Raw genomic sequence first — 22,872 nt, 5'->3', positions numbered from 1 at the left:
TATGAACAAAATACCAAGACGCATCGTAACAGGAATACAAAACGGAAAATCGGCTATTGTTGAAGATCAGCAAGTAAACAATGTCGTAGAACATCTGCCAGGTCTTATCATTTCGGATATATGGAATACTCAGAAAACTCCGGCAAGCCTCGACGTTGAAACCAGAATTCCCAACACAGGATTTCCACAAACTCCAAAAAACGGAACTTACTTTCGTTATGTAGTTATTCCACCCGATAAAGATCTGGGAGTTGAATTCAAAGCTGGAGAACCCCACCCAATGATGCATCAGACAGAAACTTTAGATTATATCATTATTCTTTCCGGGGAGCTTTATCTGATTATGGAGGAAGGTGAGACTCTTCTTAAAGCTGGAGATATCGTTATTCAGCGGGGAACAAACCATGCATGGAGCAATCGTTCTGAGCAGCCTTGTATTCAACTGGCTGTATTGATTGATAGTGGAGGTGACTGAAATATTGAAGGATTTAAATTATTTAAAGTTTGAAATGACCTCTTGTTGTACACAGATTCAACAATTTTAGTATTAAAATCTGCGAGAGAAATTATTAATTATATACAGTCGAAATTTCTGCAAGCTTTTGTTTCATCAGTTCAGGTTTAAACTCCCCTTCATGATAATACAGCAGATTCTGATTAGCGTCCAATATGATCCATAGTGGATAAACCGGCTGACTTTTATTTTTAGATAATGCTAAAGCCAGTTCATGAATCCCTGAATTCCCATTGGGTAAATAGCTGAATTCTTTACCTTCAAAACGGATCTTTTCTTTAGTTTTTTCCGCTTCAAAATTGATAAAATAAAAGTGATCATTAATCAGGTTGACCAAATCTTTATCTTTATTCAGATTAAAAGACTCAATTTTACAAATTGCACACCAACCTGTGTATAAATGAATGATAATAGGCTTGGGGTGTTGATTATGCAAATTTTCAAGTTCAGAAAAAGTGCCCTCTCTCATCTTTTGAGAAAGACAAAAGAGAGGCACTAACATTAAAAATAAAATCAAAAATATTTTCATTTCAAAGTATATCTTACTCCAAAAAATCCACGTATCCCCTGCATTGGCGCATATCCGTAAGCAGTATCAAATTTGTAATTATTTGGATTATTAATAGGATCATTTACATGTTGATCAAACGGATCAAAAGGTCTCATTAAAGGATCTTTAGGTCTAAAATTCAGGAGATTTTTAATTCCACAATAAACTTCAAATCCAGAATTAAAGGCTTTTGAAACCTGAATATTAGCCAATGAATAAAATGGAGAATACTCAGGTCGGAAGTCATCCGGTAAAACCGGCAATCTCATCGGTCCATAAAACTGACCTGTAAAATCCACAGTTAAAGCATTCGGGAACTTATACGTCAGACTGTAAGTTCCACTCCATTTCGGAGCATGCAGTTGCTGAACCTTAGCATTTTCACCATCCAACTTCTGAAATACTTCAAGATAAGTTACCCCCAGATTGACACTCAAAGGAAAACTAAAAGTAAAGTCTACATTCATCGAAGCTCCTTTAGAGATCCCGTACCCATGAAGATTGTCATAAATAATTTTATCAGGATCCGTATCAAAATCCCCTACGATCTTATTACTGAAATAGGTATAAAATGCTGAAGCGTCAAGATTGATCAGGCGATTGCCCACTGGAATCTTCCAGATGTAATTTAAATTTCCATTGATAGATTTTTCAGGTTTCAGATCAGATTTGATAACCACTTCCCGGGAACCCGTCAAGGCTGCGTGGTCTTCTGTAAATAAATTCACAACCCTAAACCCTGTTCCAAAGTTAAAACGGAGCGTGTGATAAGGATTAGGCGAAAATTTCCATGCGAATCTTGGTGAATGTACTGAATGATGGATTCTATCGTAATCATATCTGTACCCTAGCAATATTGTGTTTTTAGAACCGATTTCCCATTGATCTTGTATAAAAGCTCCTAAAATTGGAGACTTCATAGGCTCATTGATCAGACCGTCTGCCGACGAAGTTCCCGGGGTGTTATCATCATAAAATGTTCTCTTATAGGTAACCCCCAGTATCAGATCATGGTTTCCGAATTTTCTATCCCAATACGTCTGCACGAAAGCTACTTTCTGCTTGGCATCATAAGGATTGGTCCCATAAAAGGAATTCTGGTTGTGGTAATTATAAGAGAATTGAGTAATTATCTGTTCTTTCAAAGGCCATTGGTATACTCCCAAAGCTTCCACTCTGTTGGTATAAATACTTTCACCATATATTTTATCACCTCCCCTGTTTTCTTTTGTCCACTGCATTTCGCCCCCAAAACGGTCCTCATATAAATACCTTAGCGCTAAACTGGCTAATCTGTTTTCCTTTCTCTGGAAATTCCATTTATTAAAAACAGAAATCCTGTTCTGAAGAGTTGCATCTGTAAAGTTATCTTTGTTCTGATCTATTCTTTTTGTAAAATTGAAGTAATTCAGACTTAACAAAGAAGCTGCTTTTTTTCCTACATTAAATTTGGTAGATAAATCGATATTATCCTCACTCCAGGTACTGGTCATCAGATCCAGACTTAATTTAGGAGCCGTTAATGCATTTTTAGTAATGATATTAATTACGCCCCCCATCGCTTCCGAACCATAAATAGATGAAGCCGGTCCCTTCACGACTTCTATCCTATCCACGAGACTATTTGGGATTCCACTTAATCCATACACTGTAGATAATGAACTTACAATAGGCATCCCATCAATCAGGATCATGGTGTAAGGTCCTTCGAGACCATTAATATGAATATCTCCTGTATTACATACAGAACAGTTCAACTGAGGACGCACGCCATTGACCATAGAGATGGCTTCAAAAATATTAGGAGTCGGATTCTTTTGGAAAAATTTCTGACTGTAAATTTCCACCGCTACCGGGCTTTTAGATCTACTCATTGGTTTTATGGTTCCGGTAACGACCACATCATCTATCAGTTTTGTTTTGATTTCCTTTTTTGCAACGGTAATGGAATCTGACATATGGTTTTGATTTAAACTTAAGCTGTCCTTTTCCTGAGAGAAACAATACGAGGATAAAAGTACAACAGAAAATAATATTCGCTTCATGAAATAATAATTGTTAGGCAAATCTAACAATTATTTTCGAAACAAAAAACTTCATGATAAATATCCTTTAAAATAATTCGTCAAAAATTATTAAATTTGAGAAAATATAAAGGTAAAATGCGATATAACCATTCCGGGAACATCCCACAGAAAAGACATACGATTTTTAAATCTCCTGAAGATAAATTCTACTATGAACAACTTTTCGGAACGGAAGGTTTTCATGGCATCTCTTCTTTACTTTATCATATTCACCGCCCTACGCAGATCAAATCTATAGGAACGGCAAAAGACGTTACTCCCAAAATTGCGGTTGAAAAAAATGTAACTCCCAGAATGTTTAAGGGAATGCAGGTGACTCCGGAAGATGATTTTCTGGATAGCAGAAAGTTCCTTTTGGTGAACAATGACCTTAAAATGGGATTATCAAAACCTAGAAAATCCACTGACTATTTCTACAAAAATGCGGAATGTGATGAACTTTTGTTTGTTCATCAGGGAAAAGGAATCTTAAAAACCTTTGTCGGAAATCTCGATTTTTCAACAGGTGATTATCTGATCATACCAAGGGGAACCATTTATCAGGTAGAACTTCATTCTGATGATACTGTATTTTTTGTATTGGAAAGTCATTCTCCAATTTATACACCAAAACGATACAGAAATGAATTCGGACAATTATTAGAGCATTCTCCGTTTTGTGAAAGAGATATCATCGCACCAACATTCGTTGAACCAAAAGATGAAAAAGGAGAGTTTTTAATTAAAGTAAAAAAAGAAAATCAGATCACTGATTTCATTTATGCAACACACCCTTTTGATGTTGTGGGCTGGGACGGTTACTTCTATCCTTATAAATTTAATATCAAAAATTTCGAACCTATTACAGGTAGAATACACCAACCGCCACCAATTCACCAGAATTTTGAAGGGCATAACTTTGTAGTCTGCTCTTTCTGTGCAAGAATGTATGACTACCATCCATTGGCTATTCCTGCCCCTTACAATCACTCCAATATAGATTCCGATGAGGTATTATTCTATACCGAAGGGGATTTTATGAGTCGTAATCACGTAGATCTTATGGATTTCAGTTTACACCCGGGAGGAATTGTTCACGGACCACACCCCGGAGCAATGGAAAGAAGCATTGGTAAGAAATTCACTGAAGAATATGCCGTAATGGTAGATCCATTCCGTCCACTAAAAATAACCGAAGAGGCTATGAAAGTGGAAGATCCGACTTATAAAACATCCTGGTTGGAATAAATGTAAAAAAACACAAATGACTGCAAAGAGCAGTCGGTATAAATGTTATTTCAAAAAAAATATTATGTACAATTACATTAGTGCAGAGGAAGCCGTATATACTGTAAAAAGCGGAAATCGAGTATTCTTTCATGGAAGTGCATGTACTCCTAATTATCTGATCGATGAGTTAGCGAGACAATCTCACAGATTAGAAAATGTGGAAATGGTGTCCATTACCCAGCAGGGCAATGTTGAGATTGCAAAACCTCAATATAAAGACAGTTTCTTTGTTAATTCCCTGTTTGTTTCCACTCCTGTACGGGATGCGGTAAATTCAGAAAGAGGAGATTTTGTGCCTGTATTTTTAAGTGAGATCCCCATTCTATTCAGAAATAATATTTTGCCGCTGGACGTAGCACTTATTACTGTTTCCCCTCCGGATAGACATGGTTTCTGTACATTAGGAACCTCCGTAGATGTTGCCAGGGCTGCTGTGGATACCGCAAAAATAATTGTTGCCATCGTAAATCCATTAATGCCAAGAACCCATGGAGATGGAATGATCCACATCAGCAGGATCAATAAACTGGTATGGCATGAAGAAGAATTACCAACAGTAGATTATGGATCAAAAGTTGGCCCTGAGGAAATGTTGGTTGGAAAAAATGTAGCTGAACTTATTGACGATAAATCCACCATCCAAATGGGTATCGGAACAATCCCGGATGCTGTTTTGAAGTGTTTGGGAAACCATAAAGATTTAGGCATCCACACCGAGATGTTAAGTGACGGGGTGATAGATCTTATTCAAAACGACGTCATCAACAATAAATATAAGGGCTATAACGATAATAAAACAATTACCAGTTTTTGTTTTGGGACCAGAAAGCTCTACGACTATGTAGATGATAATACTGTTTTTGCATTTAAAGATGTAAGTGATGTCAACTTCCCGATCAATATCATGCGAAACAAAAAAATGGTTGCTATTAATTCTGCTATTGAAATTGATTTAACAGGACAGGTTTGCGCAGATTCCATAGGAACCTTACAATACAGTGGTATTGGTGGACAAATGGATTTTATGAGAGGAGCTGCTTTAAGTGAAGGAGGAAAACCAATTATTGCCATTACTTCCAGAACCAAAAAAGGGATTTCAAGGATCGTTCCCTATTTGAAACAGGGAGCCGGTGTTGTAACCACCAGAGGACATATCCATTATGTGGTTACTGAATACGGAACCGCTTATTTGTACGGAAAAAACCTTCGTCAAAGAGCCCAGGAACTAATCAGTATCGCCCATCCCGACGATAGGGAAATGCTGGAACAAGCTGCTTTCGAGAGGTTTAAACATTAAATAATCTTCACTTTTCCTAAACAGCTGTGCACTGAACAAAAAGGGATCGATAAAAAAGCAATCTGAGGCTTTGGCAGTATTTTTGATAAAACCCTTCTAAAGTAAGGAAATTGAAAACCATATATAACTCAATAAGAGAGGAAATAGTAAAACATTCTAAAATAAAAAATTCAGTCTTAGGAAATGTTAAAGACTGGAAGAGAAGTCATTATATCATTCTTTCCGAAATTATCAAAGATGAACTGTCGGAATCGGAAGAACTAAAAGGAGGGAAAAAATTCGAAATAGGAAATACCATTTCCCATGTTACTTTGCAGCGGTTTTTTGAAAATGATTATCAGGATAAAACCCACAATGACCTCCGTTTTTTAAAAACCCTTGATAAGATCTGTATCTTCCTGGGTTTCAAAGATCTGAATGCCTACATCCAGTTTGTAAGAGAAAAGAAACAGGAAACGGAATCCGGTGATGAAGCTTTTTTCAGCGATATTGTATACAAATACTGCTCAACAGCATTTGAATTCTACAAAAAATTTCCCGAGCATAATACTCACCTTTTCAAAGAGCTTGTTTTCGATGACTCCCCTTTTCTTGAAAGAGCTTCCCAGTTTAGTAAAGAATTATGTGAAAGAGAGTTTCAGCTTGTCACAAAAAATAACCGTTCCAACTTTGAAGTTTTCGATATCCATATGGTTACTGATGAACCTGATAAAAAAATATTAGAAACGCAGGAATTTTGGAATTTGTTATTTAAAGTAGGGGAAACAGGTGAAGAAAATTTTGTTAATCAACTTAATACGCAGATCTACTTTATCAGAAAAATAGATAACGTCTGGAAGATATGGGATAATTATAATCCTGATGCAGGTAGATTAAACAATAAAAAATGAAAGCCGTAGAAATCTACGGCTTTCAAATTTTCGAAAATATCTTTCTTTCACTTGTCTTTGTAATACAAATGTAATTAACCAAATTGGAAGATATTAAACTTAAAATTACTTAAATGAACTCTTCTTTAAGATTATGTTAACCCTATTTAAGGATTTCCCATTAATACTTTTGCCATATCTAAGATTTTTGTAATTTGCATACCTATAAAAATAAAAGTAAAAAGAAAATATGTCAACACTTACATTTGCCGAAAAAATCGCTCAAGCAGAGAATTTTTTGCCAATTAATGGCACAGATTACATTGAGTTTTATGTAGGAAATGCTAAACAGGCTGCTCATTTTTATAAAACCGCTTTTGGTTTTCAGTCTGTAGCATACGCTGGTCCTGAAACAGGAGTAAGAGATCGTGCTTCTTATGTTCTTCAACAGGGAAAAATAAGATTAATCTTAACGACAGGACTCTCTTCTGAATCACCAATCAATGAGCATGTAAAAAAACACGGAGATGGAGTAAAGGTTTTAGCACTTTGGGTGGATGACGCTTACAAAGCTTTTGAGGAAACTACAAAAAGAGGGGGTAAACCTTATCTAGAGCCTGTAACCTTAACTGACGAACATGGTGAGGTAAGAATGTCCGGAATCTATACGTACGGAGAGACTGTTCACATGTTTGTAGAAAGAAAAAATTATACAGGTCCATTTATGCCTGGTTATGAAAAATGGGAAAGTGCATATCAACCTGAAGATGCGGGATTATTGTATGTAGACCATTGTGTAGGAAATGTAGATTGGAACAGAATGCTTCCGACTGTAGAATGGTATGAAAAAGTAATGGGATTTGTAAATATCCTTTCTTTTGATGACAAACAGATCAATACGGAATATTCAGCGTTGATGTCTAAGGTAATGTCGAACGGAAACGGATTCGCTAAATTCCCTATCAACGAACCAGCGGAAGGAAAGAAAAAATCTCAGGTAGAGGAATATCTTGATTTCTATGAAGGTGAAGGTGTTCAGCATATCGCGGTTGCGACAAGAGACATTATCCACACTGTAACAGAACTTAAAAAAAGAGGGGTAGAATTCCTTTCTGCTCCACCAGAAGCCTATTACGATATGGTTCCTGAAAGAGTAGGTCACATCGATGAGGATCTTAAAAAATTACAGGATTTAGGTATACTTATTGATCATGATGAAGAAGGATATCTTTTACAAATCTTCACTAAGCCGGTAGAAGACCGTCCTACCCTTTTCTTTGAAATTATTGAAAGACATGGTGCACAAAGCTTCGGAGCTGGTAATTTCAAAGCATTATTTGAAGCATTAGAAAGAGAACAGGATAAAAGAGGAAATCTATAATTTCCAGATATCATACTAAGTTTTGTCAGGATACAAAGTCTTGACAAAACTTTTTTTTAAAACACTTATTATGAAAAAAATTGTATTCGGAATTTTATTTTTCAGTGCCTTAGGCGTAAAAGCTCAGTACGGAACACTTAATGAAATTCTAAACAGACTTGAAGAAAGAAAAGGCATTAATCAACATCTGGAAAATGTAAATGTAGACGACAAAAAGTTTGTCTTTATTAAAGATGCTGATGATCACACAGAAAGGGATTTTATTATCATTAAAGGAAATAATGCAACCTATGTAGAGGTTTTCGATGATAAAGCTACCGGTGAAAGCAGTTCCAATGTTTTTACAGGAGATATCATCAGGAAGAAAAATATTCTTTCTCTAAGAGCCAACATTCTTGAAGGTAAAAAAGTTCCTATCCCCGTGACCAAAACTTTATTATTAACCAGACAGGATAATATCCTTTACCTGATCGACGTTAATACAAAAGACAGGTGGATTGATGAAGCCTCTTATTCAAAAAAATAATACAAATATCTTGAGGGCGCTCGTTTTTGCGAAGAGCGTAGTGAGAAGGTAATTTATTTAATATCTCAACATTGAGTTAGTACTTACGATATTGATTTTAATCTTACAGTACTAATGAGTTTTAAGAATATTTAGCTGGAAAACTTTGCTTTTCTGCTACGGCCACTTGAGATATTGGAACCCAAATTTTAACAGATTTATTAATCTCAATTAAATTACAATCTTATGAAATCATTTGTAGAGTACTCCTCAAATTCAGACTTTTCTATACATAATATTCCTTTTGGAGTAGCCGTTTTCAATAAAGAATATATTGGATGTTGCACAAGAATCGGAGATCAGGTTGTGGATCTTGCCAGTTTATATGATCTGGGCTATTTTGAAGACATCACAGGACTTGAAGACAATGTCTTTGAAGCTTATACCTTAAACGAATTTATCGAACTGGGAAAACCGGTTACCAATGCCGTTCGTGCTAAAATTCAGGAATTATTACAGGAAGGCTCCACTTTATCAAAAGATCAGAAAACAATAGAAGATGCTTTTTATGATCTGGACAAAGTAAGAATGATCATGCCGATCCACATTCCAAATTATACGGATTTCTACAGCAGTATAGAACACGCAACCAATGTTGGAAAAATGTTCCGTGATCCTGCCAACGCCTTACTACCTAACTGGAAACATTTACCGGTGGGCTACCACGGTAGAGCATCGTCCATCGTTATTTCAGGAACAGATATCAACCGACCAAAAGGACAGACAAAACCCGCAGATGCAGAGAAACCAATCTTTGGAGCTTCCAAACAACTGGACTTTGAATTAGAAATGGCTTTTATCATCAATAAAAATACCGATATGGGCGAAAGTGTTTCCACAAAAGAGGCAGAAGACGCTATATTCGGGATGGTTATTTTCAATGACTGGTCTGCAAGAGATATTCAGGCTTGGGAATATGTTCCACTAGGACCATTTTTAGGTAAAAACTTTGGTTCATCTATTTCTCCATGGGTTGTTACTTTAGAAGCCCTGGCTCCTTTCAGAACTACCTCCCCTGCACAGGACCCTGAAGTTTTAGATTATTTAAAATTTGAAGGTGACAAAAACTATGATATCAATCTTGAAGTTTACTTACAGCCTGAGAACGGAGAAGAAAATCTAATCTGTGAGAGTAATTATAAGTTTATGTATTGGAATATGACGCAGCAACTGGCTCACCATACCATCAACGGCTGTAACCTGGAAGTTGGTGACCTGTATGCAAGTGGTACTATTTCAGGAAGTGATCCAAAATCATTTGGCTCTATGCTTGAATTATCATGGAAGGGGCAAAATCCTATCCAGTTAAACAATGGTCAGGAAAGAAAATTCATTGAAGATAACGACACTGTTACCATGAAAGCCTGGGCTGAAAAAGACGGTGTAAGAGTAGGCTTTGGTGAAGTTTCAGGAAAAATAATTCCAACGTTATAAAGCTTAACCACAAAAGTCACAAAAGATTTTATGATTACGCAATCTTACTTAACCGATTTGACTTATAAAGTAAATGGAGCTTGCATAGAAGTTCACAAAATATTGGGTCCCGGTTTATTGGAAAGTGTATATCATAAATGCTTAGAAGAGGAATTGCAATTACGAAATATCCGTTTCAAGACCCAGCTAAAAATCCCTGTAATATACAAAGGCAAAGAGCTGGAATGTGAATTCTTCTGCGACTTTTTGATTGAAGATCTCATTGTTGTAGAATTAAAAGCAGTTGCTGAGTTAAATGATATTCATCGTGCTCAAATTCTTAACTATATTAATTTAATGAAAAAACCCAAAGGCATATTAGTTAATTTTAATGTAAAAAATTTGTACCACGAAGGTCAGGAAACGTTTGTAAACCAATATTACAGCATGCTTTTTTGAACTTAAATGATCTACACTAAATTTCTTTAAAATTAACTTTTGTGACTTTTGTGGTTAATAAAAAATATGAAAACAGTTATACCATCAGAAATAACCGCCGTTCAATTACAAACAATCATGCAGACTGCTGTTGCACCCCGACCAATTGCGTTGGCTTCAACAGTAGATAAAAATGGGGTTATTAATTTATCACCATTCAGCTTTTTTAATATGTTCAGTACGGTTCCTCCTATCCTGATTTTTTCACCATCAAGAAGAGTTCGTGACAATACCACAAAACATACCCTGGAAAATGTTTTAGAAGTCCCGGAAGTCGTGATTGGAACCGTTAACTTTCCAATAGTACAGCAGATCTCTTTAGCTTCAACGGAATATGAAGGTGGAGTAAATGAATTTATCAAATCCGGACTTACGATGAAGGATGCAGACCTGGTGCAACCAAAACTCATAGAGGAGTGCCCGGTTAATTTTGAATGCAAAGTTTTAGAGATTAAATCTTTGGGAGATCAGGGAGGTGCTGGAAATCTTGTCATCTGTGAAGTTCAAAAAATTCATATCAGAGAAGAATATTTGAATGAACAAGGAAATCTTGATCAGGCAAAACTGGATATGGTAGCCCGTTTGGGTGGAAACTGGTATTCCAGAAATAATGGGGATAATCTTTTTGAAGTTCCCAAGCCTCTCGTAACAAAAGGAATTGGTTTTGATCTACTTCCTGATGCAATAAAATTAAGTAAAATCTTTACTGGAAATGATCTGGGAATGCTCGCTAACATTGAGGTTTTACCATCAGAAAACTGCCATGCAGATGAAGATATCCATAAAAAAGCCCAGGAGTTTTTATTGAATAATAACATTGAAGAAGCCTGGAGAATTTTAGTACTTTAATACGTTAAAATCTAAAGTGGATAAAATTAAATATATAGGATGACTTAATTACAAGTCATCCCTTTTTATTTCAGCCTACATTTCTTTATTATTTTTTTCATAAGTAATTCTTTATCATCTATATTTTTAATATTGATATTGAATACATTTTCAAGCAGAATAAATAATTCTTCTGGGTTATTAATATCAATATTCTCTCTTACCCCATTATTGTAGCGCATATGAAGTGATGTATTATTCAAAGTATACCGGGCTATTCCATCAACTTTAGTCACGATCAGGTTTTCTCTGAATATTGAAGAGGGATTGGTCGCAATATACCAATTGGCAACTACAACATCAGATTGTTCTACAGGTTCCAGAGAAAACTCATAGATTGGCATTTTATCTTCAGCTATTAAGGTCAGAGTATACAGATTATTCTCTTTTGATAGCTTAAAAATTCCATTAGGTGTTATCTGTTCCTCTTCAGAGTCCAAAACCAATGGTGAAGTGAGCGTTACTGTACCAAATCCTGAATCAACAAGGTATTTTTTTTCATCAAGAGATACGATAAGCAGCATATGAGTTCTGGGAGGCTTATTTTCCTTTTCTCCACCCCACAAAACTCTTCCCAGATGACTTGTGACAGCAAAGCCAATTGTTTCCAGCACATTTTTCAACAAAACATTTTGCTCATAGCAGTATCCACCTCTACCTCCAATCACCAGTTTATTGAACACAGATCTCCAATCTACCCTTGGAACATGATCTGTATACGTATCAATATTCTCAAAGGTAATGTATTGTGGTTGCAGAGCGTGAATATCTTTTAAAGTTTCAATAGTAAGTTCTGCATTTTTAGAATAATGTATTCTGTCGAAATATTTTTTCAATTCTGTATTTTCCATTGTATATTATTTTTTAATTCATTTTATTTGAAAAGTCTTGCCGCAACAAAAACTCCAACATTATTTTTTATCATCCTTTCCGGACCATAAGCATCAAAGTTGGCTCCAAGTCCAAAACTATAGTCTTTATAACTCATCCCTGCTCTTACCATTAGGTAGCTTCTTGCATGGATTCCGCCCTTTAAAGATTGTGCATATAAACCCTGCAATCTTGAATATACTTTCCAATGATCATTTAACTTAGGCTTGTACTCCACCATTCCAAAACCTTCCAGATTACTGTTATCCGCTAAGTCAATTCTGGGTCCAATGACAACTGTAATTTCATCCCCCACATATGAATACAGCATCATAACACTGGGTCGCAAGCCCGTTGATGGTGTATAATGAATACCACCGAACACCCGAAAACCCTTTACAAATTCATATGCCAGATTAAACTGAGACATCGCATCTTTAGCATTCTTTTCATTCCATTTTGAGGAAATATTACTGACACTGAAAAAAGATAAACCTGGTATGTCTTTAAAATTTTTACTGATGTTTAATTGTGAAGCAATCCCTACATTTCCGGTGAGTATTTCAAAAACTACAGGAGGATTTATATCTTGCTTTGCATCATTTGATTGGCCTTGAACGAAAACAGCATATCCAAAGGAAAGCAGCACTAAAATTTTAAAATTCATATTATCAAACTATTATACTGCAAATTTCAGCAGGATAACAAGTCCGAACATAGAACAAACAAAGCAATTAATAGGACAAACCAATCCTTTTTCTGTACTGATTGGGAGAAACTCCGGAATGCTTCTTAAAAAAACGGGTAAAATAAGAGGGGTCTTCGATTCCTAGAGAAAAGGCAATATCTGCAATACTCAATTGAGTATTTGAAAGTAAAGATCTGGCCTCCATGGTCAGGGTTTCATTAATGATTGAGGAAGCAGTTTTTCCTGTGGCCATTTTAACCGATTTATTTAAATGATTAGGAGAAACATGAAGCATATCCGCATATTCCTGGATACTGTGAACTGAATTGATATATTGTGTGATTGCCTTTCTAAAATGAAAAGCAGTTGTTTCATTAGTTGTGAGAATAATGGGTGGAAGATCCTGTATGATAGATTTTATTTCTGCTAAAAAAGTTTGCAAATAGGAACTTATTAAATCATTATCATTTTGTATATAAGATTCCTTCATTCTCTTCAGGATAAACAAAAGATTTTCTTTCATAGCATCTGGTATTGTGATACGATGATCATTTTTCAGATCCAGATAATTAAGTATCTCCTGCAAACTTTTAAAACCATTGTCTCTTGAAAGCAATTCGTCAGGAAAATGGCAGTAATAGCCTTCTATATCTTCAGAAAAAGTTTCCATCGTCCTTATCTTATAGGCAGGTAAAATCATCAAAGTACACCCCGGAATAGAATAAGAATCTGAGCATACTGTTTTTACCAGTTCCCCTTTTTTCACAAAAACAAAATCATTCATTGTAAGACGATGAGGAAGAAATGGTAAATTCAGCTGATCTTTCTGAACAGACAGGTCAACAATGTAAAAATCGGATGGCTCTTTATGAACAGATTTCTCAGAACCACTTTTTACAGCTGCTTTAAAACCTTCCGGATTATATTGTGGAATGAGTGTCATATCTTAGAAGGTATTATCTCGTCTATAGCATTTTCAGATTAATAAAATCAATACATTTCTCGGTAACCGTATTCAAATCTTTTGGAAGACCAGGCTCGGTCCACGGCTCTTTTGCTCCAAAAGTGTGGTTGGCATTTTCTATTAAAAACAACTCAGAATTAGGATTTAAAATATGGAGATGTTCAGCCTCTTTTACTGCAACACTTTCATCGTCCGTCCCGTGAATGATCAGAACGTGAGCTTTTGCCATCTCCATCGATCTTTCAACATCAAAACGATGCACATCTTTTTCAAAATCCTGATAAAATTGATAGTAATGAGGCATCTCTTGTTTCGTTCTTCCGTTCAATACATAATAAACGCCTTCTTTTTTCCAGTTTTCAAGATCTTTGTCCTTGGGAAAACGTTCTAACGTATCTACACTTGCTAAGGTGATCAATCCGTTAATCCTTTCATCTTCAAAAGTTTTTATAATCGAAATTCCTCCTCCTCTACTGTGCCCGATTAAAACCACCTTTTGGTCATCTACTTTATCATTTGCAGTGAAATAATCGATTACAGCTCCAAGGTCTGAAAGTTCTTTGGAATAATTATTATTTCCAAAAGCTTCCAAATCGCCAAAATTATGAGGATCCTCTACAGTTGTTCCATTATGAGAAGAATTAAATTTAACAAAGAAAAAACCTGCCTTCGCAAATTTTTCAGCCATCAGGTTCCAGGCACCCCAATCTTTATAGCCTTTATAGCCGTGAACGAAAATCACTAATGGCAGTTTCCCGTTGGTTTCAGGATAGTATGCATCTGCAAGAAAATCCTTCGTTTCAGGATTTGAAATAATAATATTCTGTTTTTTAATGATTCCCATATTTTGTTTGTTATAGTTAATCCCAAAAGCAAAACCAGATAATCCTAATGCGTCTTTGCGATCGACTTATTTTCACTTAAAAATATTAAAAATAGAAACAAACACAAAGTAAAATCTTATTTTTGCTGTATGTTGGATTTAAGAACAGTAACCGTTACACGTTATATCCTGCCGTTAAGAGAAGGTGGATCACTTCCGGCTTTGGCAGAAGCAGATGATGATTTTAAATATGTGCTTAAATTCCGTGGTGCAGGCCATGGAGTAAAAATGTTGATCTCAGAACTTTTAGGGGGCAAAATAACGGAAGTTTTAGGATTGAAAATTCCTGAATTGGTCTTCGTACATCTTGATGTCGATTTCGGAAGAACTGAGGCGGATGAGGAAATTCAGGATTTATTAAAATTTTCTGAAGGATTAAACCTTGGACTTCATTACCTTTCCGGATCAATCACTTATGACCCGGGAGTCGTTATTGATCCTCTTCTTGCTTCAAAAATTGTCTGGCTGGATGCGTTCATCACCAATATTGACCGTACTTATAAAAACACTAACTTATTGATGTGGAATAAGGAACTTTGGGTGATTGATAATGGAGCATCTTTCTATTTCCATCATTCATGGCAGAATTTTGACACTGCAGCAAAAACACCATTTAAATATGTGAAAGATCATGTTTTGCTTCCTAAAGCTAAAATGCTGGATGAAGCAGACCGATGGGCACATGAAGTTCTCAATGACACTGTATTCAGAGACATTGTTAATTTAATTCCTGAAGATTGGTTACACTGGGATGATGCTGAGGAAACTCCGGATGAGATCCGTGAGGTATATTTCCAATTTATGAAAACAAGACTGGAGAATTCACAAATCTTTTTAAACGAAGCGAAAAATGCAAGAGGATAAAATATACGAATACGCTGTGATCCGTTTGGTCCCGAAAGTTGAAAGAGAAGAATTTTTCAATATTGGACTCGTGATGTTTTCAAAAAAAGAAAAGTTCATCCGTTCTGATTTTTATCTGTGTCCTGATAAATTTAAGCTGATGCACAGTAAACTGGACTATGAGGATATTATACAGAATCTGGAAAGCTTTAAAAAAATTGCCAATGGGGATAAGGGTGGCGGACCTATCGCTTTACTCGAAATCCCTGAGCGCTTCCGTTGGTTAACCGCTGTCCGAAGTTCTGTGATACAGACCTCCAGACCTCATCCCGGAAAATCTAAGGATCTGGAAAAGACTTTTGGTAAACTTTTTGAGGAATTAGTTAAATAACCAATCGCTCAAACATATCATATGAAATCATTCAAAAACAATACAATAGCACACAGGTTTTTATTAAACCTGTTTTTTATTTTATTTTTAGTTGTATTTAATTTAAGTTTTTCCCAGAACCTGGCTCTGCCAAAAGGTGAAAAGAGTACTCTTTTGCCGGAAAAAACTCTCTCTTCAGAAAATATCTTTTACAAAACAAATAAAGAAGGCTCAATGGCCCTGGATATTTATAGCCCCAAAAACATTTCTGATAAAAAGTATCCCGTCCTCATTTATGTACATGGCGGAGGCTGGGTTGGTGGTGATAAAATAGTACACGCAGATACCTATATCGAGAACATGATTTTAAAACTGGTAGAAAAAGAGTATATAGTGATAAGCATCAACTATACACTGGTAAACAAAGATGTTCACTTCCCTCTTCCCATTCAGGATACTAAAGATGCCATCCGATGGGTGAGAAAAAATGCAGATCAATATCATTTTGACACCAATAATATCGGCCTTTTCGGAGTATCTGCCGGAGCCCATCTTTCATTATTGGCAGCATATACCCAGGATAATGAATTCACCGGAGATCCTGGGTTATCGAACTATTCTGCCAAAGTAAATTATGTTGTAAACAATTATGGCCCAACGGATCTTAATAAACTCCTCCATACCCGTATAGGAAAAGTAGGTGCTTTTTTTGTCAGTCTGTTTTCAAAGAAAATTGTTGACCTCAGAGAAAAACTGATTTTAGGAATCTCCGGGTATGATATTAAAAAAGATAAGCGTAAAGTGATCAATTATTTTGACACGCTATCTCCTGTCAATTATGTTGATAATGCAACGCCTACTCTTATTCTACAAGGGAATAAAGATAAAATTGTTCCTTTAAAACAATCAGAAATATTAGAACAGGACCTTAATAAAAAGAAGGTGAAAAACAATCTGACTATCGTGGACGGAGGTATACATGGTTTTGGGACAACAGATAAAGCTTATCTTAACCAACTGGTTGACGAGATGGTAACCTATATCGTATCTCAGAAAAAGTAGAAAAATAAATTATCTGCTGTTTACTTTCATATATAGAAACTTACAATATATAGTTCTAAAACCAATTCAGATTACTACTTATTGATTCATAAATATTTACAAAACAAAAACATCACATAATTTATTAATTTGCTAGATTGATATACATATTCATATTTTTTATTCATAAATTAATTAACTTGGCCATTGTTTAAATTATTCAAAATAAAATAAACAAAAAATTTAATTATTTATTTATAAAAAACTAAGATGATATGGATTTCCTAAATAACATTAATGCTTTAACTTTAGTTTTCACCTCGCTCCTTATTTTCGCAATAGCATATCGTATTTATGGGATTTTTCTTGCCAATAAGGTATTGCGTCTCAATGATAAAAATACGACCCCAGCACTTGAATTTGCCGATGGTAAAGATTATGTTGCTACGAATAAAAATGTTCTTTTCGGGCATCATTTTGCAGCTATTGCAGCGGCAGGGCCATTAGTAGGACCTGTTCTTGCTGCACAATTCGGATATCTCCCCGGAGCTTTATGGATTCTGATAGGATGTGTTTTAGGAGGAGGAGTGCATGATATGGTGGTGTTATTTGCATCTGTACGGCACAAGGGACAAAGTTTAGCCACGATTGCCTCTAAAGAAATTGGAAAGACAACAGGAACCGTAGCTGGTTTTGCCATTTTATTCATCTTGATTCTTACATTGGCAGGTTTATCATTGGCCTGTATCAATGCAATGCATGAGGCATCATGGTCTTTATTTACGGTAGTGATTACAATGCCTATTGCTATCATCATGGGATTAATTATGCGTTATAGAAAAAACAGTGTCACTTTTGCAAGTATACTGGGTGGAGTACTTTTAATAGCAGGTATCATTGGTGGGCACAATCTTATGCAAAATGAAACCATGAATAGTTTATTCTCATGGGATATTACAACTATTTCCATAGCAATACCTTTATATGGCTTTTTAGCATCTGTTTTACCTGTTTGGTTATTGTTGGTACCGAGAGATTATCTTTCTACCTATTTAAAAATCGGAACCATCGTGATGCTTGCCATTGGTGTTATTGCGATTCACCCAACGGTACAAATGCCAGCAATCAGTCAATTTGTGAATGGTGGAGGACCTGTAATAGGAGGACCTGTTCTTCCTTTTATTTTTATAGTTATTGCCTGTGGAGCTATTTCCGGATTCCATGCTGTGATCGCGACCGGAACTACCCCTAAAATGCTAAATAAAGAAAGAGAAATTCTTTTTGTAGGATATGGAGCGATGCTTGTTGAAGGATTCGTAGCTCTTATGGCTTTAATTGCTGCATGTACTTTAATGCCAGGCGATTATTTCGCGATTAATACTCCGAAAGAATCTTATGATGCTTTCCTTGCTGCACATCCAGCACTACATGGAGTAGACATTGATTATTTTTCTCAAAAGATAGGAATTGACCTGCATGGAAGAACCGGAGGTGCAGTATCTCTGGCCGTAGGAATGGCTCATATTTTCAATAAAATCCCATATATGGATCAATTGATGGCGTACTGGTACAACTTCGCGATCATGTTTGAAGCTGTATTCATTCTTACCGCTATCGATGCAGGAACAAGAGTGGGGCGTTTCTTTTTACAGGAAATGCTGGGGTCCGTCATTCCAAAATTTAATGACAAGAACTGGACTCCTGGAATTATCATCAGCAGTCTCCTCTTTACTTTCGCATGGGGATACCTCGTCTTTACAGGAAATGTAAGCAGTATTTGGCCGTTATTCGGAATCAGCAATCAGCTTTTAGCAGCGTGTGGACTTATTGTTTGCACAACGATGCTCATCCGCCTGAATAGAGGGAAGTATGCGCTCTGTTCTGCTATTCCTGGTGTTTTCATGGCCATTATCACATTTTGGGCAGGTTACATTCAGGTGACAGACATCTACCTTCCCAAAGGACAATATCTTCTCGCCACATTAGCAGTAGTTGCTATGGTTCTCATGCTTATCGTATTTATCGGAGCGTTTAGAAAATGGTATGAGCTTTTAAAAATCACTACATCGGAAACTGATTTTTATGGAGAAACGGTAAAAGAGCTTGTGGAAAGGTAAGAAGCTGCTAGTTATTGGTTGCTGGTTTATGGGGTTGTATCTTATATTTTTCATACATTTGTCTTGCTTTAGGGGTATTCTGAAAAAGAATTGAGAGAGTCCCTTTGAACCTGATACGGCTTACACCGACGTAGGGAAAAGCAAAAAGACATTCTTTACAATGTACTTTTGTTTTGGATTTTTTCCTAAAGCTATTTTTATTTAAATAATAACAATGGACAAAAATCTTTGGGAAAAGGTACAGTTTGTAAAACAACATTCTCCTCTGGTGCATAACATCACGAATTATGTGGTGATGAATAATACAGCTAATGCTCTTTTAGCTGTCGGAGCCTCACCGATCATGGCTCATGCAAAATCTGAAATCCATGAAATGGTTAATATTGCTCATTCAGTAGTTATCAATATAGGTACTCTTGATGAATATTGGTCTGAATCTATGTTAATGGCAGCAGAAGCCGCACATTCAGCAAAGAAACCCTGGGTATTGGATCCTGTGGGTGCTGGAGCAACCTCTTTTCGTGATCGCACTTTAAATAAACTATTACAGTACCACCCTACCGTCATCAGAGGTAATGCTTCTGAAATTATTGCATTGGCGAAAGCGAATACAACAACGACAAAAGGAGTTGACAGCACCGCAAAAAGCAGTGAGGCTTCAGAGGCCGCACAATTTCTTGCAGAGCAATATAATACAGTAGTTTGTATCTCGGGGGAAACAGATATCATTATAGATACCCAACAAACCATTTTCATCAATAACGGGCATTCAATGATGACCAAAGTAACTGGTCTTGGGTGTTCAGCCACGGCCCTTATCGGAGCGTTCATCGGAATCACAGAAAACATAACCGAGGCCGTTGCTGCTGCGATGGCGTTAATAGGTATTGCAGGCGAAATTGCTGTTTCAGAAAGCAAAGGTCCCGGGACCCTGCAGGTAAATCTTATTGATAAGCTTTACAATATGACAGAGGAAGAATTTATTAGTCATTTAAAGATAGAAAGACTATGAATTTCCATTCTTTCCCTTATCAACTTTATCTGGTTATTTCTGAGGCAGATTGCATCGGAAGAAATTTTTTGAAAGTAGCCGAACAAGCTATTCTTGGAGGTGTGGATATCATTCAGCTAAGAGAAAAAAATAGCCCAACAAATGACTTTATCAGAAAAGCCCAACAACTCATCGAAATTACAGATAAGCATAACATTCCTCTTATCATTAATGACAATATCGATGTTGTTGAGAAAGCAAATACCGCAGGTATTCATGTAGGAAATAGCGATGCCAGCCCTGTCTATTTGAGACAGCAGCCTTTTATTCAGAATAAGATAATTGGCTACTCTATTGAATATCTTGAGCAACTTGAAAATGAACAAACCAAAGTATCCGATTATCTTGGAATAAGCCCTGTATTCAGAACCAACACAAAATCTGATACGGTAACAGAATGGGGTCTTGAAGGAATAAAAAAAATCAGACAGCTCACAGAAAAACCTTTGGTTGCTATTGGCAATGTAAACCTAACGAATGCGAAGGATATCATAAATGCCGGCGCAGATTGTATTGCTGTGGTTTCAGCCATATGCAGCGCTCATGATCCTCAGAAAGCAGCCTACGAATTAAAAAATGAAATTGTAAAATGAAAAAATACACATATCCATCCGTATTAACGATCGCTGGATTTGACGGAAGTGGAGGCGCAGGTATTCAGGCTGATATTAAAACTACATCAGCATTAGGCTGTTTTTCTACATCAGTATTAACGGCATTACCTGTACAGAATACACAGGGAGTGAGAAAGATATATCCTATTCCTGTAGAAGCTGTTGCCGATCAGATTGAAGCGATTTTAGATGATATTTTCCCTGACGCTATTAAAATTGGAATGGTTCACACTCCTCAACTGGTTGAAACCATTGTCTCAACGCTGAGCAGGTACAAAAAGATCCCTATCGTATTTGACCCTGTAATGGTTGCCACCAGCGGACATAGATTGATTGAAGAAGATACTATTACTGCTATTATAGAAAAGCTTTTCCCTATTGCTGATGTTATCACTCCCAATATGGATGAAGCTGCAATTTTAGCTAACATGAAAGTAGAAACTCTTGAAGACCTTTATACAGCAGGGAAATATATAAAACAATTAGGGTGTAAAAGTATTCTCCTGAAAGGTGGCCACCAGGAAACCTCAACGATCACTTCCCTATTTTATGATGAGTATGAAAATTACCATTCATTTGAAACATTAAAATTTAGTACTAATAATACCCATGGCTCCGGCTGCACCCTCTCTTCTGCGATAGCTGCCTATCTGGCGCAGGGGAAAACTTTATATGACTCCGTTTCTCTTGGACAAAATTACGTTTATCAGGCCATAGAGAATGGGAAAGATGTCAAAATTGGACTTGGAAATGGTCCGCTTAACCACTTTTTTAACCCTCAAAAACTGATCAAAAATGAAATGGTCTGAACACACCTGGCAAGCTATTGAACCAAAATACCAGTCTATTCTGGAAATGTCTTTTATCAAAGAATTATCAGATGGTACTTTACCGCTTGAGAAGTTTAAATTTTATATGGCTCAGGATTCCCTGTATCTTGAGCATTTTGGAAGAACGCTTTCTCTTATTGCAGCAAAGATTCCTGACCTTCAGCATGTACTTACCTTTATGAGATTTGCTGAAAATGCTATCGTTGTAGAAAATGCATTACATGAGCTATACTTTACCGATTTTGGCGTTACTGATAAAGGAACACTACAGCCTGCCTGCCACCATTATACTCACTTTCTAAGAAGTACTGCCGCTTTAGAGGCAGTCGAAGTGGCTGTAGCGGCTGTATTACCGTGCTTCTGGATCTATAGGGAGGTGGGAGATTATATCTATAAGCATCAAAACGCTATAAACAATCCTTACCACAAATGGATCGAAACCTATGGAGGAGAAGAATTTTCTATCGCTGTAGACCAGGCTATTGCCATTTGTGATACTATTGCTGAAAAGGCAACGGAAGAAACCAGAAATAAAATGACAGAAGCTTTTATTATGTCAACCCGAATGGAATATCATTTTTGGGAAGCTGCTTATGAATTAAAAATATGGAAATAAAACCAGCAAGAGCTGTCATTTTTGATATGGATGGCGTTCTTATCGATAGTGAAAAATTCTGGAAACAAGCGGAAAAAGAAGTGTTTGGTTCACTCGGCGCAATCATTACGGATGATCTTACACAATATACCCAATCGATGACGACCAAGGAAGTCACCCGGTTCTGGTATACAAAATACCCTTGGAAAAACATTGCTTTAGATGTTGTTGAACAGCAAGTCATCTCAAGGGTCATTGAATTGATACAAACAGAAGATTGTTCCGTTGTTGGTATAAAAAAGTTTATAGAAGATTTAAAATTAAAGCAGTATCAAATAGGCCTAGCCACCAACTCTCCTTACAGGATTATTCAAATCGTTTTAGATAAACTGGAGATCGCTCATTTATTTGATCATATTACTTCTGCAGAGTTTGAAGAACAGGGGAAACCTCATCCAGCTGTCTATCTTACTTCAGCAAAAAACCTGAATATTGAGCCACAATATTGCTTTGTTATTGAAGACAGTCATTCGGGTATTCTTGCTGGCAAAAATGCAGGAATGACTGTTATTGCTTTCACCAATCAAAATACAGAAATTGATTTTGACCTTGCAGATGATAAGATCATGAGTTTTGAAGATCCCTTACCTTTAATTTTCAACTAGCTGTTCGTTT

Annotated in this window: 24 protein-coding genes and 1 riboswitch; of the genes, 18 read left to right on the top strand and 6 right to left on the bottom strand. The window is 36.3% G+C overall.

Features of this window, described 5'->3' with window-relative positions:
- Nucleotide 1 precedes the first annotated feature (1 nt).
- A complete protein-coding gene (locus CEY12_RS19215) occupies nucleotides 2-475 on the top strand; it encodes a cupin domain-containing protein (protein WP_089029206.1) in 474 nt (157 codons plus the stop codon).
- A 94-nt stretch (nucleotides 476-569) separates the two neighbouring features.
- On the opposite strand, the gene CEY12_RS19210 is transcribed toward CEY12_RS19215, so the two are convergent.
- Together CEY12_RS19210 and CEY12_RS19205 are read right to left on the bottom strand one after the other, a co-directional pair.
- Nucleotides 570-983 carry a thiol:disulfide interchange protein gene (locus CEY12_RS19210; RefSeq protein WP_228409733.1) on the bottom strand — a complete coding sequence of 138 codons (414 nt, stop codon included), beginning with the start codon at nucleotides 981-983 and terminating at the stop codon, nucleotides 570-572.
- A gap of 56 nt (nucleotides 984-1,039) precedes the next feature.
- The gene (locus tag CEY12_RS19205; protein WP_089029204.1) at nucleotides 1,040-3,109 is read right to left on the bottom strand and encodes a TonB-dependent receptor plug domain-containing protein; all 2,070 of its coding nucleotides are present in this window, start codon (nucleotides 3,107-3,109) and stop codon (nucleotides 1,040-1,042) included.
- A 117-nt stretch (nucleotides 3,110-3,226) separates the two neighbouring features.
- Here CEY12_RS19205 and CEY12_RS19200 point away from each other — a divergent pair, with 117 nt between their 5' ends.
- The 8 genes from CEY12_RS19200 to CEY12_RS19165 all read left to right on the top strand — a co-directional run bounded on the left by CEY12_RS19200 (nucleotide 3,227) and on the right by CEY12_RS19165 (nucleotide 11,292).
- The gene (locus CEY12_RS19200; protein ID WP_089029203.1) at nucleotides 3,227-4,378 is read left to right on the top strand and encodes a homogentisate 1,2-dioxygenase; all 1,152 of its coding nucleotides are present in this window, start codon (nucleotides 3,227-3,229) and stop codon (nucleotides 4,376-4,378) included.
- A 64-nt stretch (nucleotides 4,379-4,442) separates the two neighbouring features.
- Entirely contained in the window at nucleotides 4,443-5,717 is a 1,275-nt protein-coding gene (locus tag CEY12_RS19195) for an acetyl-CoA hydrolase/transferase family protein (protein WP_089029202.1), read from the top strand.
- Between the two features lie 110 nt (nucleotides 5,718-5,827).
- Entirely contained in the window at nucleotides 5,828-6,607 is a 780-nt protein-coding gene (locus CEY12_RS19190; RefSeq protein ID WP_089029201.1) for a hypothetical protein, read from the top strand.
- A 229-nt stretch (nucleotides 6,608-6,836) separates the two neighbouring features.
- The gene (hppD, locus tag CEY12_RS19185; protein WP_089029200.1) at nucleotides 6,837-7,967 is read left to right on the top strand and encodes a 4-hydroxyphenylpyruvate dioxygenase; all 1,131 of its coding nucleotides are present in this window, start codon (nucleotides 6,837-6,839) and stop codon (nucleotides 7,965-7,967) included.
- A gap of 70 nt (nucleotides 7,968-8,037) precedes the next feature.
- Nucleotides 8,038-8,493, top strand: a complete 456-nt coding sequence (locus CEY12_RS19180; RefSeq protein ID WP_089029199.1) for a hypothetical protein — start codon at nucleotides 8,038-8,040, stop codon at nucleotides 8,491-8,493.
- A gap of 225 nt (nucleotides 8,494-8,718) precedes the next feature.
- The gene (gene fahA / locus CEY12_RS19175) at nucleotides 8,719-9,966 is read left to right on the top strand and encodes a fumarylacetoacetase (RefSeq protein WP_089029198.1); all 1,248 of its coding nucleotides are present in this window, start codon (nucleotides 8,719-8,721) and stop codon (nucleotides 9,964-9,966) included.
- Between the two features lie 30 nt (nucleotides 9,967-9,996).
- The gene (locus CEY12_RS19170) at nucleotides 9,997-10,404 is read left to right on the top strand and encodes a GxxExxY protein (protein ID WP_089029197.1); all 408 of its coding nucleotides are present in this window, start codon (nucleotides 9,997-9,999) and stop codon (nucleotides 10,402-10,404) included.
- 66 nt (nucleotides 10,405-10,470) lie between these two features.
- Nucleotides 10,471-11,292 carry a flavin reductase family protein gene (locus CEY12_RS19165; RefSeq protein WP_089029196.1) on the top strand — a complete coding sequence of 274 codons (822 nt, stop codon included), beginning with the start codon at nucleotides 10,471-10,473 and terminating at the stop codon, nucleotides 11,290-11,292.
- A 65-nt stretch (nucleotides 11,293-11,357) separates the two neighbouring features.
- On the opposite strand, the gene CEY12_RS19160 is transcribed toward CEY12_RS19165, so the two are convergent.
- From CEY12_RS19160 to CEY12_RS19145, 4 genes are all read right to left on the bottom strand, one after another.
- Nucleotides 11,358-12,182 (bottom strand): arylamine N-acetyltransferase family protein, encoded by an 825-nt coding sequence (locus tag CEY12_RS19160; protein ID WP_089029195.1) that lies wholly within the window; start codon nucleotides 12,180-12,182, stop codon nucleotides 11,358-11,360.
- A gap of 23 nt (nucleotides 12,183-12,205) precedes the next feature.
- Nucleotides 12,206-12,868, bottom strand: coding sequence for a hypothetical protein (locus CEY12_RS19155; RefSeq protein ID WP_228409732.1), 663 nt, complete (start codon nucleotides 12,866-12,868; stop codon nucleotides 12,206-12,208).
- 67 nt (nucleotides 12,869-12,935) lie between these two features.
- Entirely contained in the window at nucleotides 12,936-13,832 is an 897-nt protein-coding gene (locus tag CEY12_RS19150; protein ID WP_089029194.1) for a helix-turn-helix domain-containing protein, read from the bottom strand.
- 22 nt (nucleotides 13,833-13,854) lie between these two features.
- The gene (locus CEY12_RS19145; protein WP_089029193.1) at nucleotides 13,855-14,697 is read right to left on the bottom strand and encodes an alpha/beta hydrolase family protein; all 843 of its coding nucleotides are present in this window, start codon (nucleotides 14,695-14,697) and stop codon (nucleotides 13,855-13,857) included.
- Between the two features lie 129 nt (nucleotides 14,698-14,826).
- Here CEY12_RS19145 and CEY12_RS19140 point away from each other — a divergent pair, with 129 nt between their 5' ends.
- The 9 genes from CEY12_RS19140 to hxpB all read left to right on the top strand — a co-directional run bounded on the left by CEY12_RS19140 (nucleotide 14,827) and on the right by hxpB (nucleotide 22,862).
- Nucleotides 14,827-15,600, top strand: a complete 774-nt coding sequence (locus CEY12_RS19140; RefSeq protein WP_089029192.1) for a HipA family kinase — start codon at nucleotides 14,827-14,829, stop codon at nucleotides 15,598-15,600.
- The gene (locus CEY12_RS19135) at nucleotides 15,587-15,970 is read left to right on the top strand and encodes a DUF3037 domain-containing protein (RefSeq protein ID WP_089029191.1); all 384 of its coding nucleotides are present in this window, start codon (nucleotides 15,587-15,589) and stop codon (nucleotides 15,968-15,970) included. The genes CEY12_RS19140 and CEY12_RS19135 overlap by 14 nt, the downstream gene beginning before the upstream one ends.
- A gap of 21 nt (nucleotides 15,971-15,991) precedes the next feature.
- Complete coding sequence (locus tag CEY12_RS19130) at nucleotides 15,992-17,011, top strand: alpha/beta hydrolase (protein ID WP_089029190.1); 1,020 nt, start codon at nucleotides 15,992-15,994, stop codon at nucleotides 17,009-17,011.
- A 254-nt stretch (nucleotides 17,012-17,265) separates the two neighbouring features.
- Nucleotides 17,266-19,107, top strand: a complete 1,842-nt coding sequence (locus CEY12_RS19125; protein WP_172821051.1) for a carbon starvation protein A — start codon at nucleotides 17,266-17,268, stop codon at nucleotides 19,105-19,107.
- A 60-nt stretch (nucleotides 19,108-19,167) separates the two neighbouring features.
- A riboswitch (TPP riboswitch) is annotated at nucleotides 19,168-19,261 on the top strand.
- 60 nt (nucleotides 19,262-19,321) lie between these two features.
- Nucleotides 19,322-20,119: a hydroxyethylthiazole kinase gene (gene thiM, locus CEY12_RS19120; protein WP_172821050.1), complete on the top strand. Its 798-nt coding sequence runs from the start codon at nucleotides 19,322-19,324 to the stop codon at nucleotides 20,117-20,119.
- On the top strand, nucleotides 20,116-20,751 hold the full coding sequence (gene thiE / locus CEY12_RS19115; protein ID WP_089029188.1) for a thiamine phosphate synthase: 636 nt from the start codon (nucleotides 20,116-20,118) through the stop codon (nucleotides 20,749-20,751). Before thiM ends, thiE begins: the two co-directional genes overlap by 4 nt.
- Complete coding sequence (gene thiD / locus CEY12_RS19110) at nucleotides 20,748-21,581, top strand: bifunctional hydroxymethylpyrimidine kinase/phosphomethylpyrimidine kinase (RefSeq protein WP_089029187.1); 834 nt, start codon at nucleotides 20,748-20,750, stop codon at nucleotides 21,579-21,581. The genes thiE and thiD overlap by 4 nt, the downstream gene beginning before the upstream one ends.
- Nucleotides 21,568-22,218, top strand: coding sequence for a thiaminase II (gene tenA, locus CEY12_RS19105; protein ID WP_089029186.1), 651 nt, complete (start codon nucleotides 21,568-21,570; stop codon nucleotides 22,216-22,218). Before thiD ends, tenA begins: the two co-directional genes overlap by 14 nt.
- Nucleotides 22,209-22,862 carry a hexitol phosphatase HxpB gene (gene hxpB, locus CEY12_RS19100; RefSeq protein ID WP_089029185.1) on the top strand — a complete coding sequence of 218 codons (654 nt, stop codon included), beginning with the start codon at nucleotides 22,209-22,211 and terminating at the stop codon, nucleotides 22,860-22,862. The genes tenA and hxpB overlap by 10 nt, the downstream gene beginning before the upstream one ends.
- Nucleotides 22,863-22,872 lie beyond the last annotated feature (10 nt).

Source organism: Chryseobacterium sp. T16E-39 (assembly GCF_002216065.1).
Lineage (GTDB): Bacteria > Bacteroidota > Bacteroidia > Flavobacteriales > Weeksellaceae > Chryseobacterium.
This window is presented reverse-complemented; position numbering and strand designations above follow the sequence as displayed.

What these genes read in the sequence shown, in the direction of transcription:
- CEY12_RS19215 (WP_089029206.1), top strand. Translation starts at nt 2, where the DNA reads ATGAACAAAATACCAAGACGCATCGTAACAGGAATACAAAACGGAAAA.
- CEY12_RS19210 (WP_228409733.1), bottom strand. Translation starts at nt 983, where the DNA reads ATGAGAGAGGGCACTTTTTCTGAACTTGAAAATTTGCATAATCAACAC.
- CEY12_RS19205 (WP_089029204.1), bottom strand. Translation starts at nt 3,109, where the DNA reads ATGAAGCGAATATTATTTTCTGTTGTACTTTTATCCTCGTATTGTTTC.
- CEY12_RS19200 (WP_089029203.1), top strand. Translation starts at nt 3,227, where the DNA reads ATGCGATATAACCATTCCGGGAACATCCCACAGAAAAGACATACGATT.
- CEY12_RS19195 (WP_089029202.1), top strand. Translation starts at nt 4,443, where the DNA reads ATGTACAATTACATTAGTGCAGAGGAAGCCGTATATACTGTAAAAAGC.
- hppD (WP_089029200.1), top strand. Translation starts at nt 6,837, where the DNA reads ATGTCAACACTTACATTTGCCGAAAAAATCGCTCAAGCAGAGAATTTT.
- CEY12_RS19180 (WP_089029199.1), top strand. Translation starts at nt 8,038, where the DNA reads ATGAAAAAAATTGTATTCGGAATTTTATTTTTCAGTGCCTTAGGCGTA.
- fahA (WP_089029198.1), top strand. Translation starts at nt 8,719, where the DNA reads ATGAAATCATTTGTAGAGTACTCCTCAAATTCAGACTTTTCTATACAT.
- CEY12_RS19170 (WP_089029197.1), top strand. Translation starts at nt 9,997, where the DNA reads ATGATTACGCAATCTTACTTAACCGATTTGACTTATAAAGTAAATGGA.
- CEY12_RS19165 (WP_089029196.1), top strand. Translation starts at nt 10,471, where the DNA reads ATGAAAACAGTTATACCATCAGAAATAACCGCCGTTCAATTACAAACA.
- CEY12_RS19160 (WP_089029195.1), bottom strand. Translation starts at nt 12,182, where the DNA reads ATGGAAAATACAGAATTGAAAAAATATTTCGACAGAATACATTATTCT.
- CEY12_RS19155 (WP_228409732.1), bottom strand. Translation starts at nt 12,868, where the DNA reads ATGAATTTTAAAATTTTAGTGCTGCTTTCCTTTGGATATGCTGTTTTC.
- CEY12_RS19150 (WP_089029194.1), bottom strand. Translation starts at nt 13,832, where the DNA reads ATGACACTCATTCCACAATATAATCCGGAAGGTTTTAAAGCAGCTGTA.
- CEY12_RS19145 (WP_089029193.1), bottom strand. Translation starts at nt 14,697, where the DNA reads ATGGGAATCATTAAAAAACAGAATATTATTATTTCAAATCCTGAAACG.
- CEY12_RS19140 (WP_089029192.1), top strand. Translation starts at nt 14,827, where the DNA reads ATGTTGGATTTAAGAACAGTAACCGTTACACGTTATATCCTGCCGTTA.
- CEY12_RS19135 (WP_089029191.1), top strand. Translation starts at nt 15,587, where the DNA reads ATGCAAGAGGATAAAATATACGAATACGCTGTGATCCGTTTGGTCCCG.
- CEY12_RS19130 (WP_089029190.1), top strand. Translation starts at nt 15,992, where the DNA reads ATGAAATCATTCAAAAACAATACAATAGCACACAGGTTTTTATTAAAC.
- CEY12_RS19125 (WP_172821051.1), top strand. Translation starts at nt 17,266, where the DNA reads ATGGATTTCCTAAATAACATTAATGCTTTAACTTTAGTTTTCACCTCG.
- thiM (WP_172821050.1), top strand. Translation starts at nt 19,322, where the DNA reads ATGGACAAAAATCTTTGGGAAAAGGTACAGTTTGTAAAACAACATTCT.
- thiE (WP_089029188.1), top strand. Translation starts at nt 20,116, where the DNA reads ATGAATTTCCATTCTTTCCCTTATCAACTTTATCTGGTTATTTCTGAG.
- thiD (WP_089029187.1), top strand. Translation starts at nt 20,748, where the DNA reads ATGAAAAAATACACATATCCATCCGTATTAACGATCGCTGGATTTGAC.
- tenA (WP_089029186.1), top strand. Translation starts at nt 21,568, where the DNA reads ATGAAATGGTCTGAACACACCTGGCAAGCTATTGAACCAAAATACCAG.
- hxpB (WP_089029185.1), top strand. Translation starts at nt 22,209, where the DNA reads ATGGAAATAAAACCAGCAAGAGCTGTCATTTTTGATATGGATGGCGTT.